Origin of the sequence: Agrococcus phoenicis, assembly GCF_047302415.1 — a bacterium.
GTDB lineage: Bacteria > Actinomycetota > Actinomycetes > Actinomycetales > Microbacteriaceae > Agrococcus.
This window is the reverse complement of the sequence record NZ_CP154854.1, coordinates 2,119,258-2,133,954: the sequence shown is the minus strand read 5'-3', so window position 1 is coordinate 2,133,954 and position 14,697 is coordinate 2,119,258. Positions and strand designations below refer to the sequence as shown.

General features: G+C 72.9%; 12 protein-coding genes and 3 tRNA genes. 10 read left to right on the top strand and 5 right to left on the bottom strand.

Annotated features, from left to right (window positions below):
- Positions 1-18: 18 nt before the first annotated feature.
- Both treZ and AA0Z99_RS10225 read left to right on the top strand, forming a co-directional pair.
- Positions 19-1,815, top strand: coding sequence for a malto-oligosyltrehalose trehalohydrolase (gene treZ / locus AA0Z99_RS10230; protein ID WP_413317012.1), 1,797 nt, complete (start codon positions 19-21; stop codon positions 1,813-1,815).
- 279 nt (positions 1,816-2,094) lie between these two features.
- Positions 2,095-3,114 (top strand): hypothetical protein, encoded by a 1,020-nt coding sequence (locus tag AA0Z99_RS10225; protein WP_413317010.1) that lies wholly within the window; start codon positions 2,095-2,097, stop codon positions 3,112-3,114.
- Positions 3,115-3,130: 16 nt separating this feature from the next.
- Here AA0Z99_RS10225 and AA0Z99_RS10220 read toward each other — a convergent pair whose 3' ends face one another.
- Positions 3,131-4,105: a GlxA family transcriptional regulator gene (locus tag AA0Z99_RS10220; RefSeq protein WP_413317008.1), complete on the bottom strand. Its 975-nt coding sequence runs from the start codon at positions 4,103-4,105 to the stop codon at positions 3,131-3,133.
- Positions 4,106-4,241: 136 nt separating this feature from the next.
- Between AA0Z99_RS10220 and AA0Z99_RS10215 the strand changes: the two genes are divergently transcribed.
- The 7 genes from AA0Z99_RS10215 to AA0Z99_RS10185 all read left to right on the top strand — a co-directional run bounded on the left by AA0Z99_RS10215 (position 4,242) and on the right by AA0Z99_RS10185 (position 11,885).
- Positions 4,242-4,517, top strand: coding sequence for a hypothetical protein (locus AA0Z99_RS10215; RefSeq protein WP_413317006.1), 276 nt, complete (start codon positions 4,242-4,244; stop codon positions 4,515-4,517).
- Positions 4,518-4,558: 41 nt separating this feature from the next.
- Positions 4,559-6,169, top strand: coding sequence for an amidohydrolase (locus AA0Z99_RS10210; RefSeq protein ID WP_413317004.1), 1,611 nt, complete (start codon positions 4,559-4,561; stop codon positions 6,167-6,169).
- Positions 6,170-6,416: 247 nt separating this feature from the next.
- Complete coding sequence (locus tag AA0Z99_RS10205) at positions 6,417-8,600, top strand: acyl-CoA dehydrogenase (protein ID WP_413317002.1); 2,184 nt, start codon at positions 6,417-6,419, stop codon at positions 8,598-8,600.
- 209 nt (positions 8,601-8,809) lie between these two features.
- Positions 8,810-9,913 (top strand): fatty acid desaturase family protein, encoded by a 1,104-nt coding sequence (locus tag AA0Z99_RS10200; RefSeq protein WP_413317001.1) that lies wholly within the window; start codon positions 8,810-8,812, stop codon positions 9,911-9,913.
- A 31-nt stretch (positions 9,914-9,944) separates the two neighbouring features.
- On the top strand, positions 9,945-10,544 hold the full coding sequence (locus AA0Z99_RS10195) for a 1-acyl-sn-glycerol-3-phosphate acyltransferase (protein WP_413316999.1): 600 nt from the start codon (positions 9,945-9,947) through the stop codon (positions 10,542-10,544).
- A gap of 57 nt (positions 10,545-10,601) precedes the next feature.
- Positions 10,602-11,045, top strand: coding sequence for a pyridoxamine 5'-phosphate oxidase family protein (locus tag AA0Z99_RS10190; protein WP_413316998.1), 444 nt, complete (start codon positions 10,602-10,604; stop codon positions 11,043-11,045).
- A 141-nt stretch (positions 11,046-11,186) separates the two neighbouring features.
- Positions 11,187-11,885 carry an NADPH-dependent F420 reductase gene (locus AA0Z99_RS10185; protein ID WP_413316996.1) on the top strand — a complete coding sequence of 233 codons (699 nt, stop codon included), beginning with the start codon at positions 11,187-11,189 and terminating at the stop codon, positions 11,883-11,885.
- A 113-nt stretch (positions 11,886-11,998) separates the two neighbouring features.
- Here the strand turns inward: AA0Z99_RS10185 and AA0Z99_RS10180 are convergent.
- From AA0Z99_RS10180 to AA0Z99_RS10170, 3 genes are all read right to left on the bottom strand, one after another.
- Positions 11,999-12,071: transfer RNA gene (locus tag AA0Z99_RS10180), tRNA-Phe, on the bottom strand.
- Positions 12,072-12,143: 72 nt separating this feature from the next.
- Positions 12,144-12,221 (bottom strand) — tRNA-Asp (locus AA0Z99_RS10175).
- Between the two features lie 41 nt (positions 12,222-12,262).
- Positions 12,263-12,335 (bottom strand) — tRNA-Glu (locus tag AA0Z99_RS10170).
- Positions 12,336-12,648: 313 nt separating this feature from the next.
- Between AA0Z99_RS10170 and AA0Z99_RS10165 the strand changes: the two genes are divergently transcribed.
- On the top strand, positions 12,649-14,064 hold the full coding sequence (locus AA0Z99_RS10165; RefSeq protein WP_413316994.1) for a M23 family metallopeptidase: 1,416 nt from the start codon (positions 12,649-12,651) through the stop codon (positions 14,062-14,064).
- Between the two features lie 68 nt (positions 14,065-14,132).
- Here the strand turns inward: AA0Z99_RS10165 and AA0Z99_RS10160 are convergent, their stop codons facing one another.
- Complete coding sequence (locus AA0Z99_RS10160) at positions 14,133-14,678, bottom strand: inorganic diphosphatase (RefSeq protein ID WP_413316992.1); 546 nt, start codon at positions 14,676-14,678, stop codon at positions 14,133-14,135.
- Positions 14,679-14,697 lie beyond the last annotated feature (19 nt).

The window sequence follows — 14,697 nt, the reverse complement described above, 5'->3', positions numbered from 1 at the left end:
CCTTGGCAGGATCGAGGCATGAGCGACGAGCAGCACGACTACCGGGTGTGGGCACCGCAGGCCGAGCGGATGCGCGTGGTCGCGGGGGAGCGCAGCGTCGAGATGGCGCGCGAGGCCGGGGGCTGGTGGCACGCCGTCGCGGAGGCCGGCGACTACGGGTTCCAGGTCGGCGACGACGACGCCGTGCTGCCCGATCCGCGGTCGCTGCGGCAGCCGCGCGGGGTGCACGAGCGCTCCCGCACATGGGACGCGTCGACCCACCAGTGGCGCGATCGTGCCTGGACGGGCCGGCCCATCGCGGGCGGCGTGCTCTACGAGCTGCACATCGGCACCTTCACCGAGGAGGGCACGCTGGATGCGGCGGCCGAGCGGCTCGACCACCTGCTGTCGATCGGCGTGACGCATGTGGAGCTGCTGCCGGTGAACGGCTTCAACGGCACCCACAACTGGGGCTACGACGGTGTGGCGTGGTTCGCGGTGCACGAGGGCTACGGCGGCCCGGCGGCCTACCAGCGCTTCGTCGACGCCGCGCACGCCGCGGGCCTCGCGGTCGTGCAGGACGTCGTCTACAACCACCTCGGCCCCTCGGGCAACTACCTGCCGCAGTTCGGCCCCTACCTCTCGAGCGAGGGCCGCTCCACCTGGGGCGAGCACGTGAACCTCGCCGACCCCGAGGTGCGGCGCTACGTGCTCGACAACGTGCGCTACTGGTTCGAGCAGATGCACGTCGATGCGCTGCGGCTCGACGCCGTGCACGCCCTCGTCGACGACGCCTCGGTCGAGGCGGGCCGGCCGCACATCCTCGAGGAGATGGCGATCGAGACCGCGGCGCTCGCCGCGCACCTCGGGCGGCCCCTCGAGCTGATCGCCGAGAGCGACATGAACGACCCGACGCTCATCACGCCGCGCGAGGGCGGCGGCTGGGGGCTCGACGCGCAGTGGTCGGACGACTTCCACCACGCGCTCCACGTCGCGCTCACGGGCGAGACCGACGGCTACTACGAGGACTTCGCGCCGCTCGCCTCGCTCGGCAAGGCGCTCGAGCGCGGCTTCTTCCACGACGGCACCTACTCCTCGTTCCGCGAGCGCGACCACGGGCATCCGATCGACACCGAGCGGTCGCCCTCCTGGCGGCTGGTCGTCAGCGCGCAGAACCACGACCAGATCGGCAACCGCGCCCGCGGCGACCGCATCACCGAGGCGCTCGACGAGTCGCAGCTGCTGTGCGCCGCGCTGCTGCTCTACGGCGGGCCGTCGACGCCGATGCTGTTCCAGGGCGAGGAGTGGGGTGCTTCCAGCCCCTTCCAGTTCTTCACCTCGCACCCCGAGCCCGAGCTCGGGCGCCTGACCGCCGAGGGGCGCCTGGCGGAGTTCGAGCGGATGGGCTGGGACCAGTCGGTGGTGCCGGATCCGCAGGATCCCGCGTCGTTCGAGCGGTCGAAGCTCATCTGGTCGGAGCTGCGGCGCGAGCGCCACGCGCGCGTGCTGGACGGGTATCGCGAGCTCGCCCGCCTGCGGCGCGAGCTGCCGGCGCTGACGGATCCGCACTGGACCCGCAACCGGGTGGAGGTCTTCGAAAAGGCGAGGGTGCTGCGCCTCGTCCGCGGCGACGCCCGTTCGGTGTCGGTCGAGGAGCGCGCCGGCGCAGCCGGCACGCGTCACGAGACCCACCCCGTCGAGATCGTCATCAACTTCGGCGACAAGGCGCAGTCGGTGCCCGTGAGCGGCACGACGCTGCGCTTCCAGACGCATCCGGATGTCGCCTTCTCCGGCGAGCTCTCGCTGCCTCCCGGCAGCGGCGCCCTGCTGGTCTGATCCCCGACCGGCCGAGCCGCTCCGCGCCGCAGGCGCAGAGCGTGTCGAAGCCCCCGCGCCCCGGTCCCGACCGACCCCGCTCCATGCCCTCACGCGTGCACGCTCAACCGGCGCGCTGGTCAGGCGAGCGCCTGACGGGCTCGAGCGAGCGCCAGCCCGGTTGAGCGTCGTACTTCGACGGGCGCCGCCGGCGTCCGACGCCGGGCGGCAGCCGCGGGCGTCCGACGCCGGGCGGCAGCCGCAGCCGCAGCCGCCCGCCTCGCCCGTTACCGTTGACCCGTGACCCAGACCGTCGGCGAGCTCGACTTCCCCATCCACGGCTTCCTCGAGACCCGCAGAGGTCCGATCGTCGAGATCGCGCTGTCGAACAGCCCGACGACGCTCGCCCGCACCTACGTGCTGGTGCCCGATGGCGCCGGCGAGATCCCGCCGGGCACCTACAGCACCCTCGTCAAGCAGGTCGTCGACGTCGACGAGGAGTACGGCTGGGTCGTGGAGATCGATCTCGAGCCCGAGGCGAAGGACGCAGCGATGCGCACCGACGCGACCCTCGACGACGAGTGGGAGTCGGACGAGCGCGACCTGCTCATCGCATCCACCCCCGACCGCTTCCTGCAGGATGCGCCGCCGGAGCGGGAGGGCGACGCGCCCGTCAACCCCTTCGGGCTGTGGGCGATCGACGAGGCGGGCGTGCCCTTCCGGGTCGAGGCCGAGCTCGACGAGGAGACGGGCGGGCTCGTGGTGGAGGCGGCCACCCGCTTCGGCAAGGCGCGGCACCCGTGGGCCTACGGCGCCGTGCGCGCCGACACGCTCGTGATCGAGCAGCACGCGCTCGAGGCCGACGACGCGCTGCTCGAGGTGCAGCTCTACGAGTTCGACGGCGCCGAGGATCACGAGTACGAGCGCTGGCAGGTCGGCACCCGCCGCGCCATCGAGGCTGCCGCGCGCGAGCCGCTGCCCGAGTTCGACCCGGGGTCGTGGATGCGGTGGCTCACGCCGGTGGGCGGCGGCGACCCGGTCGCGTTCGGCGGCTTCCTCGAGCCCGAGGGCGGATCGATCGAGCTGGCGCCCGTGATGCCGCAGGAGCCGGCGTGGGCGGCGGGCAAGGTGCTCACCATCCCGCGCGAGCGGCCGGATCAGGAGTTCGGCGCGAGCCGAGAGGTCACGGTCTACGGCAAGCCGTTCAAGGAGCTGCGCTCGTCGAACGCGAAGCTGCGCAAGCGCCCCGCGAGCCCGATCGGCCGCTTCGTGCTCGAGGCGCAGGGCTTCATGCCGGAGCACTGGAGCTCGCTGGGCTGAGCCTGCCGCGGGGCGCTCAGGCGGACGCCCCCTCCGGGCATGCGAAGCGTCGCCGGTAGGACGACGGCGAGGTGCCCAGCTGACGCGCGAAGTGGTGCCGCAGGAGCGCCGCCGTCCCGAAGCCTGCCTGCTGCGCCACCGCGTCCAGTCCCAGGTCGGTCGCCTCGAGCAGCTGCTGCGCCCGCTGCACCCGCTGCGAGGCGAGCCACGCTGCCGGCGTCGTGCCGAGCTCGTCGCGGAAGCGGCGCGCGAAGGTGCGCTCCGACAGGTTCGCGCGCCGGGCGAGGGCGGAGACCGAGTGGTCGCCGTCGAGGTGCTCGACCATCCAGGCGACGAGCGGCGCGAGCGTCTCGGCGCGCTGCTCGGCGACCGGGCCGACGGCGAACTGCCGCTGGCCGCCGTCGCGCAGCGGCGGGACCACCATCGATCGCGCGATCGACGCCGCGACGCGAGCGCCCTGCAGCTCGCTCACGAGGTGCAGGGCGGCGTCGATCGCAGCCGCGGTGCCGGCGCTCGACGTGATCGGGCCGTCGTCCACCCAGAGCGCGTCGCGCTCCACAGCGATCCGCGGGAACTGCGCGGCCAGCGCATCCGCGTGCATCCAGTGGGTCGCGACCCGCCGCCCGTCGAGCACGCCTGCGCGAGCCGCCACGAACGCGCCGGAGCACAGGGTGAGCACACGGGCGCCGCGCGCGACCGCGCGCTGCAGCACGCGGGCGACGGGCACGCTGCACTCCGCGTCGCTGCTGCACTCGTCGTACGGCGTCACGATGACGACGTCGGCCTCGTCGGCGAAGTCGAGCCCCTCGGTTACGACCATCGGCAGGCCGAGGCCGCCGGCCATGCGCACGGGGCCCGGCGTGGCCGTCACCACCCGGAAGTCGTTGCGCGGCACCGCCCGATCGGAGCGGTCGTAGCCGAACACCTCGGCAGCGACCCCCAGCTCGAACGCGCTGACGTCGTCGTCGACGATGCAGGCGACCCTGAGCATGCGCTCCCTCTTCCCTCGTGCGGCTTCCCGCGTGCGGCACTGCCGGCTGCACCGACTCGATGCCTGGCAGGATCTTGCTGGACGTTGACCATCCTGCCACTCGTGGCAGGAACGTGGCAAGCGCAGACTTCCTGCCATGGACATCACCTGGATCATCGTCATCGCCGCCGTCGGCCTGGTCGGCGTCATCGGCACCATCGCGCAGCTGCTGGGCGAGCGCGCCCCGCGCGCGAGCGTGGATCGCGAGCGGCTCGAGCGCCTGCGAGCGCGCACCGCTGCCCGCGAGGCGCAGCAGCGGGATGCGCGGCTCGAGCGCCGGATCCTCGAGGATCGCGGGCTCGCCAGGGCGCACGACGAGGGTCAGCGCCAGCGGCCGGTCAGCACCGAGGCGCTCTGGTCCGGCGGCCTCTGATCGGCACCGGCACGCCGTCGCCTGGCGGTAGCGTGCCAAGCATGCGCCTCTCGAACGCTCGACTCGTCGACGCTGCCCCCTCACTCGCCGTCCCCCCGAAGGCTGCGCGTCCGCACGCCGGAGCCCCGCACGCCAGCGGTGCCGCTCCCGCGGCGCCATCGGGGGGCCTGGTCGACATCGACATCGTCGACGGCGAGATCGAGCGGGTGAGTCCCGCCGGCTCCACGGCCTCGGTGGGGGAGCGGCACGACCTCGCAGGCGCGACCGTCATCCCCGGTCTGTGGGACGAGCACACGCACATGGGCCAGTGGGCACGCCATCGCATGCGCCCCTCGGTGCTCGAGGTCGCCAGCGCCGAGGAGGCCGCCGCCGTCGCAGGTGCGGCTGCGCGCGCGCACGCCGACGCATCCGGCACAGAGCCGCTCGTGCTGGTGGGCATGCGCGACGCCCTGTGGCCGGCGCCACCGACGCGAGCGATGCTCGACGCTGCCACCGGCGATGTGCCGACGCTCATCGTCTCGAGCGACGTGCACTCCTCCTGGCCGAGCTCGGCGATGCTGGCGCGCCTCGGCATCCCGCTCGGCGCCGAGCCCGACGCCGCGCTGCTGCGCGAGGATGCAGCGTTCGACGCGCTGCAGGCGGTCGAGGGGATGCTCGACGCGGATGCGCTCGACCGTCATGTCGTCGACGCGCTCGCCGTCGCGGCCGGGCGCGGGATCGTCGGCGTCGTCGACCTCGAGTTCGACGACGCCGTCGGCGCCTGGATGCGCGCCGGGCGCGCGACGCCGACGCGCGTGGAGGTCGGGATCTACCAGCAGGACCTCGAGCTCGCCGCCGAGCGCGGCGTGCGGACGGGCGACGCCGTCCTGCCGCCGGGAGCGCCCGGCGCCGCCAGGGCCCGCATCGGCCGCCTCAAGGTGATCTCCGACGGCGCGCTCGGCACCCGCACGGCCTGGACCTCGCATCCCTACGACGACGGCGCCGGGCATGCCGGCGCGGGCGTGCGCAACGTCGACGACGAGGATCTGGACCGGCTGCTCGCGCGAGCGACCGAGCTGGGCCTCGGTGCCGCGATCCACGCCATCGGCGATGCTGCCGTGACCGCCGCCATCGATGCGCTCGAGCGCGCCTACGCCGGCGGGAGGCCCAGGGGCGGCGACCGCATCGAGCACGCGCAGCTCGTCGGCGCCGCCGACATCCCCCGGCTCGCTCGCAACGGCATCGTCGCCTCGCTGCAGCCGGAGCACGCGCTCGACGACCGCGAGCTGACCGCCGCCCTCTGGGCCGATCGCTCGGGCGACGCCTACCGCATCCGATCGCTCGTCGACGCGGGCGTGCGCGTCGTGCTCGGCTCCGACGCGCCCGTCACGCCGCTGGATCCGTGGCGCGCGATCGCCACCGCGGTGACGCGCACGCGCGACGACGAGCAGCCCTGGCAGCCGCAGGAGGCCATCACGATCGCTGAGGCCATCGCCGCGTCGGCGCGCACCCGCGTCGCCGCGGGCGAGCCGGCCGACCTCGTGGTGCTCGCGGATGCGCTGCCGGGCGACGACGACGTGTCGCGCGACCCGCAGGCGGCGGCAGCGCGCCTGAGGGCGGCCACCGCGAGGGTCACCATGATCGCGGGCGAGGTCGTGCACGGCGCGCTCTGAGCGCGACCCGAGCCCGCGCCGACGGCGGTGCGGGGCCGGGCCGGAGCGGCTCCGAACCGGGTGCGCCGCCTGCCGCTTCCGACAGCGGAAGGGGCATCCCATTGTGGTGAGCGCACAAGCCGCGCCGCGGGGCGCGCTGGCCTCGTTGTGCCCTCGTGCAAGGCTCGCGCGCCGCGCCAGCGCCCTGCCTACGGTGGAGTCGCACCGGCGACGGTGCCGCACACGCAGGACCGTCCGAGGGGGAACCATGGCCGACACCAACCGCACGCGACGCCAGCGCAGCGCGCAGCCGCGCCAGCAGGGTCGGGTCGACCTCGAGTGGCTCGGCCGCGACCTGCGCGGCACGTGGGGCGAGCGGCGCCTCGCCGCCCGCGAGAAGGTCGCCGACCCGCGCTTCCAGCGGATCGACGACCTGACCATGGCCGACCACCGCCAGCGCACGCTCGAGCAGCTGCAGCTGCTCGCGGACGACGGCGCCGTGCTCGCCGCGTTCCCCACGCGCCTCGGCGGCGCGGACGACCACGGCGGCAACATCGCAGGCTTCGAGGAGCTCGTGCTCGCCGACCCCAGCCTGCAGATCAAGTCGGGCGTGCAGTACGGCCTCTTCGGCGCCGCGGTGCTGCACCTGGGCACCGAGCACCACCACGACACCTTCCTGCCGCCGATCATGCGCTTCGAGGTGCCCGGCGCCTTCGCGATGACCGAGACGGGCCACGGCTCGGACGTCGCGTCGATCGGCACCACGGCGACCTACGACGAGCAGACCGAGGAGTTCGTCATCCACACGCCGTTCCGAGGCGCGTGGAAGGACTACCTGGGCAACGCCGCGCTCCACGGCAAGGACGCGGTCGTCTTCGCCAAGCTCATCACGAAGGGCGTCGACCACGGCGTGCACGCCTTCTACGTGCCGCTGCGCGACGCGGACGGCGCGTTCCTGCCGGGCATCGGCGGCGAGGACGACGGCTACAAGGGCGGCCTGAACGGCATCGACAACGGCCGGCTCCACTTCACGGGGGTGCGCGTGCCGCGCACGAACCTGCTGAACCGCTACGGCGACGTCGCCGCCGACGGCACCTACTCGAGCCCGATCGACAGCCCGGGGCGCCGCTTCTTCACGATGATCGGCACGCTCGTGCAGGGCCGCGTCTCGCTCGACGGCGCCGCCACCATCGCCCAGCAGGCGGCGCTCGCGATCGCGATCCGCTACGGCGCCGAGCGACGGCAGTTCAACGCGTCCAGCGACACCCACGAGGAGGTGCTGCTCGACTACCGCCGCCACCAGCGCCGGCTCTTCACGCGCCTCGCGAAGGCCTATGCGCAGACCTACGCGCACGAGCGCCTGCTGGTGCAGTTCGACGGCGTCTTCTCCGGTCGCACCGACACCCCGGAGGTGCGCGAGGATCTCGAGACGCTCGCCGCCGGCCTCAAGGCGCTCTCGACCTGGCAGGCGCTCGACACGCTGCAGGAGGCCCGCGAGGCCTGCGGCGGCGCGGGCTTCCTGGGCGAGAACCGCCTGGTGCAGCTGCGCGCCGACCTCGACGTCTACGTCACCTTCGAGGGCGACAACACCGTGCTCCTGCAGCTGGTGGGCAAGCGCCTGCTGGGCGACTTCGCCAAGCAGTTCAAGGGAGCCTCCAAGGCCGACATCGCCCGCTTCGCCGCCGACCAGCTCTTCGACCGCGCCACGTCGCTCGTCGGGCTGCGCGCGCTGAGCCAGGATGTGCGGGATCTCCGCAACGTGAAGAAGTCGTCGATCGCCCTGCGCGACGCCGACGTCCAGCGCGACCTGCTCGAGGATCGCGTGGAGACGATGGTCGCCGACATCGCGGGCCGCCTGCGCCACGCCCCGAAGGAGCAGGAGATGGCGGCCGCGGCCTTCAACGCCGAGCAGCACCAGCTCATCGAGGCGGCGCGCGCGTGGGTCGAGCTGCAGCAGTACGAGGCGCTCGCGGCAGCGGTCGAGCGCAGCCCGCAGGCGACCAAGCAGGTGCTCACCCACCTGCGCGACCTGTTCGCGCTCACGATCATCGAGGAGCACGCCGCCTGGCACCTGGAGCACGGTCGCCTCTCCGGCACCCGCTCGCAGGCCGTCACCTCGACGATCGAGCGACTGCTCGTCAAGCTGCGCCCGCACGCGCTCGATCTGGTGGCCGCGTTCGGGCTCGGCGACGAGCACCTGCGCGCGCGCATCGCCACGGGCGCAGAGGCGAAGCGCCAGGCCGAGGCGCAGGCGCATTACGACCGCCTGCGCGCCTCCGGCGAGCTGCCCACGCCCGAGAAGCGCGCGAAGGGCACGAACCCCGATGCGCAGCCGATCGCGATCGCCGGCTCCGCCCCCGTCGAGCCCTCGGCGTTCAGCGACTCGGTGCCGTCGGCGCCGTCAGCGGAGGCGGCTGCCACCGAGGAGGGCGCGACGCTCGCGTCGCGCTGACCCGCGACACGCCGTCGACGACGGCCGTCGAGGAGCCCGGCTGCCCGCTGCAGCCGGGCTCCTCGCTGCGCGTTGCATGCACAACCCATAGGCCACATGCCCGTCGCGGCATTGCGTACGCCATACGCTAAGAAGCATCCGAGGTCCCGACCCGCACGGTCGGCCGGCCTCCACCGGCTGGGAAGTCGCCGTCGACCCGAGGGGGCCGCATGACCACGATGACCGCACCTGAGGTGACGCAGGGCGCGCTGCGCTCCACGATCCGCGCATCCGACCGCACCGAGGAGGAGCGCCGCGCCGACTTCCGGGTCGTCGCGAAGGCCGTGCGCGACGCCGGCCTGCTCGAGCGCACGATCGGCTTCTACGTGTGGCTGATGGTCGGCCTCGGCATCGCGCTCATCGGGCTGCTCGTCGGCTCCGTGCTGCTGGGCGACAGCTGGTTCCAGCTGCTCATCGCCGCGGGGCTCGGCATCGTGCTCACCCAGATCTCGTTCATCGCCCACGAGGCCTCGCACCGCCAGGTGCTGAAGAACGGCCCCGCCAACGACCGGCTCGGCCGCATCCTCGCCGCCGGTGTCGTCGGCATCAGCCACCAGTGGTGGATGACGAAGCACTCGCGGCACCACGCGAACCCCAACCAGATCGGCCGCGACCCCGACATCGAGGTCGACACGATCTCGTTCCTGCCCTCCGACGCCAAGCAGGCGCGCGGCGTGCAGCGCTGGATCACCCGCAGGCAGGGCTGGCTGTTCTTCCCGCTGCTGACGATGGAGGGCCTCAACCTCCACCAGCACTCGATCCGCACGCTCCTCGAGCGTCGCCCCGTCACGGGCCGCTGGATCGAGCTCGGCCTGATCGCCGGCCGCTTCGCGCTCTACCTGACGTTCGTCTTCCTCGTGATGCCGCCGCTCATGGCCGTCGCGTTCCTGGCCGTGCAGATGGCCGTCTTCGGCGTCGGCATGGGCGCATCCTTCGCCCCGAACCACAAGGGCATGCCGACCGTGAGCCCCGACGCGAAGCTCGACTTCTTCACCAAGCAGGTCCGCACCTCGCGCAACATCCGCGGCTGGGGCATGAGCGGCCTGATGGGCGGCCTGAACTACCAGGTCGAGCACCACCTCTTCCCGAACATGGCGCGCCCGCACCTGCGCAAGGCGAGCGAGATCGTGCGCCTGCACTGCGCCACCAACGGCATCCCCTACACCGAGACGAGCCTGACGGGCGCCTACGCATCCGTCGTGCGTCACCTCAACCGCGTCGGCCTCGCCGCGCGCGACCCCTTCGACTGCCCCATGCTGGACATGCGCCGCTGACGGCGCCACCAGGAGGACGACCATGGGCAGGATGCCGATCCGTCACGCCGTCTCGCGGCTCCACTGGGCGCTCAGCCCCTGGCGGCTGCGACGCGAATCGCCGCCCTACGAGGGGCCGCGGCTGCTGATCGGCGCCCCGCACACGTCGAACCGCGACTTCGTGATCATGCTCGCGATCGCGTGGGATGCGCGCCTGGCGGTGCGGTGGCTCGGCAAGCGCGAGCTGTTCCAGGGCCCGTTCGGCCGCGCGATGCACTGGCTCGGCGGGATCCCCGTCGACCGCGACGACCCGACCGGGCTCGTCGATCGCGTCGTCGAGCTCGCGCGCACCGACCCGCGCGCCGCGATCGTCGTGACGCCCGACGGCACGCGCAGCTCCTCGCAGTGGCGCAGCGGCTTCTACCGAATCGCCTACGAGGCGGGCGTGCCGGTGACGCTCGGCTTCGTCGACTCGACCACGCGCACGGCGGGGCTCGGGCCGACCGTGCACCTGAGCGGCGACGTGGTCGCCGACATGGAGCACATCCGCGCCTTCTACGCCGACAAGCGCGGCATCAACCCCGAGCGCACGACGGAGCCGCGGCTCGCCGACGAGGCCGGCCTCACTCGGCGCCTGACGGAGCGCGGCTAGCTGCCGCTGGGATCGCTCCCCCTGGCGCCCGGGCGCCCGCGGTGCGACCATGTGCGCATGGCCGACACCGCAGTGCACGACATCAGCGAGGACGAGTGCCTGAAGCTGCTCTCCGTGTTCGAGTTCGGCCGCATCGCGTTCCGCGTCGCCGATGCGCTCGAGGTGTTCCCGGTGAACTACCACGCGAGCGGGCGGGCCATCACCTTCCGCACCGCGCCGGGCACGAAGCTCGCCGGGGTGCTGCTGGCCGATGACGTGGTGTTCGAGATCGACAACATCGGCGTGAAGGAGGCGTGGAGCGTGATCGGGCACGGTCGCGCTCGCCGCCTCGAGTCGGCCGACGAGGTCGAGGCGGCGGCCGCGCTGCCCATCCACCCGCTCATCCCGACCGTGACCCGCGAGTTCGTCCGGCTCGACCTCGAGCGCGTCTCCGGGCGCCGCTTCCATCGCTGGGCCGCGCCCGATCCGGACGCGGAGCCGGTGGTCGATTCGAGCGACTGAGCCGAGCGCGCGCGGCACCGCGCTCCGGCGGTGGCCCCGCCGTCGCCTGCGCGGGAATGGCGCGCACCGCGCCCGCTGTTGTCAGACTGTGGTGCGCGCGCGAGCGACGCGCGCAGCATCGAGGGAACGGGGAGCACGCGCATGGGGCAGTCGGCCGGGTCGGGGACGAGCACGATCGACGGCGAGCACGGCGCTGCGCCGGAGTCGCAGGCGCAGACGATCGCGATCCTCGGCGCGGGCAAGATCGGCACCGTGCTCGCGAAGCTGTCGCTGGCGGCAGGGCACCGCACGCTCATCGCCGGCTCCGGCAGCGTCGCGCGCATCCGCCTCATCGTTGAGTACCTGGCGCCGGGCGCAGAGGCGATGGTGTCGGCGGATGCTGCTGCCGCGGCCGACGTCGTGATCCTCGCGCTGCCCCTCGGGCAGTACGACCGCCTGCCGGTGGAGCAGCTCGAGGGCAAGCTCGTCATCGACGCGATGAACTACTGGTGGGAGACCGACGGGATCCGGGACGAGTTCACCGACCCCGAGCGGCCCACGAGCACCATCGTGCAGGAGTTCCTGGCGGGCGCGCGCGTGGTGAAGGCGTTCAACCACATGGGCTACCACGACCTCGCCGACTGGCCCCGGCCGGCGGGGCATGCGCAGCGGCGCGCAATCGCCATCGCGGGCGACGACGAGCGCGACGTCGAGCAGGTGGCGGCGATCGTCGACGGCTTCGGCTTCGACCCCGTGGTGCTGGGGTCGCTCGCGGCCGGGCTGCACCTGCAGCCGGGCTGGCCGGCGTTCGGCGCGAACGAGGATGCCGAGACCCTGCGCGAGCTGCTCGTCGTCGACTGAGGGCCGCCGCGCGCGAGCAGCTCGCAGCGGTGGTGAGGGATCCGCGGAGCGAGAGCCAGCCGGTACGACCGCCGGACATGACGAAGCCCCCGTCGGGGCGGGGGCTCCTGCGGTGGCTCCGACGGGCGTCGATCCCGTGACCTCACGATTTTCAGTCGTGCGCTCTACCAACTGAGCTACAGAGCCGGGCTCTTGCGAGCCAGGCGGGCTCTCGCCCGCCCTTGCACGAGGCCCTCTCGAGTGAGAGGGCCAGGGCAATGGCGACCCTGACGGGACTTGAACCCGCGACCTCCGCCGTGACAGGGCGGCGCGCTAACCAAACTGCGCTACAGGGCCTTACTGGTAGAACCCATCGTACAGACAGAATCCGTCATGAGTGACCCCAACGGGATTCGAACCCGTGCTGCCGCCGTGAAAGGGCGGTGTCCTAGGCCGCTAAACGATGGGGCCGCGTGCCGAAGCACCCGACTACCGAGGAGCAACGCTACATGACGATCGCGCCGTCGTGCAAACCGGCGCGTCGCCGGCCTCTCGCTGGGCGGAGCACGCGCGCCTCGACCGCTGCGCCGGCGTGCCGAGGCGCGGCGCCGCAGAGGAGCGACAGGTCGCACGACACGCCGCCCTGACGGTTGCCTCAACAAAACCTTCAGGTGCACCATGAAAGTTGGTAGCGTTGCCCCGATTGTGTCGTGCACGCCGGCAAGGTGCAGCGCGCGCGACGGAGATAATCGCGGCGATCCGACACCGCGAAGACGGGGAGACCATGGCCCAGCCAGACCGGCAGGCGCGCAGCACCGGAGTGCGCCGCCGCGCTCGACGACTGCGCATCGGCGTGGCAGCCTCGGCGACCGTCGCCATCGTCGTCGGCCTCGTGATCGCCCCGGGCACACCGGAGGCCAGCGCCCTCGACGAGTACGGCTACCCGACGTGGTCGGAGGTCGAGGCTGCGCGCGGCAACGTGAACGCGAAGAACGAGCAGATCGGGCAGATCCGGACGCTCATCGCCGATCTCGAGTCCGCCGCCGCGAGCGCGCAGGCCGCGGCCGACCAGCGCGCTGCTGAGGCGATCGAGGCGCAGCGCATCTACGACGAGGCCGTCGCGGTCGCCGCGCGCCTGCAGGAGCAGGCCGACGAGGCGACGCTGCGAGCCGAGGAGTCGCAGCAGGCCGCAGGCCAGCTCGCTGCCCAGCTCGCGCGCTCAGGCGGCACGGGCGACATGAGCGCCGAGCTCTTCGCGAACCCGGGCTCGGCGGATCAGTGGCTCTACCGGCTCGGCATGATGGATCGCGTCGCCGGCACGGCGGATTCGCTGTACCAGCAGGCGCAGCAGGACGCGAACACCGCGCAGTCGCTGCAGGATCAGGCCGCGGTCGCGCGCGACGAGCTGCTCGGCCTCAAGCAGGCAGCGGATGAGGCGCTCGCGTCGGCGCAGGCAGCGGCCATCGCCGCGGAGGCGGCGGTCGCCGAGCAGCAGGAGCACCGCGTCGTGCTCGAGGCGCAGCTGTCGGTGCTGGTGGAGAACCGCGCGGCGACCGAGGAGGACTACCGGGCAGGGCAGGCCCACCGCGCCTACCTGGCCGAGCTCGAGCGCCAGCGCATCGAGCGCGAGCGCCGAGAGGCCGAGGAGGCGCGGCAGCGCGCCCTCGCGGAGCAGCGTCGCCTCGCCGAGGAGGCCGCGCGCGCCGAGGCCGCCAACAACAGCGGCGGCGGTGGAGGCGGCAGCAGCAGCGGCGGCGGCACCACGGTGCCGGTCGCGCCGCCGGCCAGCAGCGGCTGGGTCACCCCGCACTACGGCCGCTTCACCTCCGGCTACGGCTGGCGCAACGATCCCGTCGGCGTGCTGGGGCGGAAGCTCCACGCCGGCATCGACATCGCGGCCGGCTGCGGCACTCCGATCTACGCCGCGGCGGCCGGCACGGTGACGCTGCGCTCGCGCGACATCTACGGTGCCAACATGCTCTACATCAGCCACGGCGGCGGCGTGCAGACCGAGTACTACCACATGATCCGGCCCGCCCACGTGAGCCCGGGCCAGAGCGTGAGCGCCGGTCAGGTCATCGGCTACGAGGGCAGGACGGGGCACGCGACCGGATGCCACCTGCACTTCCAGATCCGCTCGGGCGGCACGCTCGTGAACCCCGAGTCGTTCCTCAACGCGCGCGGCGTCGGCCTGCGCTGACCGCCGGCTTCCGGCTCGACACGACGAAGGGGCGCACCAGTCGGTGCGCCCCTTCGTCGTGTCGCGGGTCAGTCGGTGACGTCGCGGCCGCCCTCAGGCTTCTCGACAGCCTCATCGCTCTCGTCGCCGTGCGCCGCGTCGAACGCGGCGATGCCGGCCTGCACGGTGGCCTCGGCCGCCTCGGCGCCCTCCCAGCCGCCGAGCTTCGCCCACTTGCCGGGCTCGAGGTCCTTGTAGTGCTCGAAGAAGTGCTCGATCTCGTTGCGGACCTGCTGCGGCACGTCGTCGATGTCCTGGATGTGCGCCCAGCGGGGATCCTTCTCGAGCACGCAGATCACCTTGGTGTCGATCCCGCCGTCGTCCTCCATGTTGAGCTGGCCGACGGGGCGCACCTGCACGAACACGCCCGGCGGCACCGGGTACTCCAGCAGCACCATCGCGTCGACCGGGTCGCCGTCGAGGCCGAGCGTGCCCTCGAAGAAGCCGTAGTCGGTGGGGTAGACGAACGTGGTGAACAGCACGCGGTCGAGGTAGACGCGACCGGTCTCGTGGTCGAGCTCGTACTTGTTGCGGCTCCCCTTGGGGATCTCGATGACGACGTCGTAGGTGGCCAACGGGGGCTCCTTCTCGTGG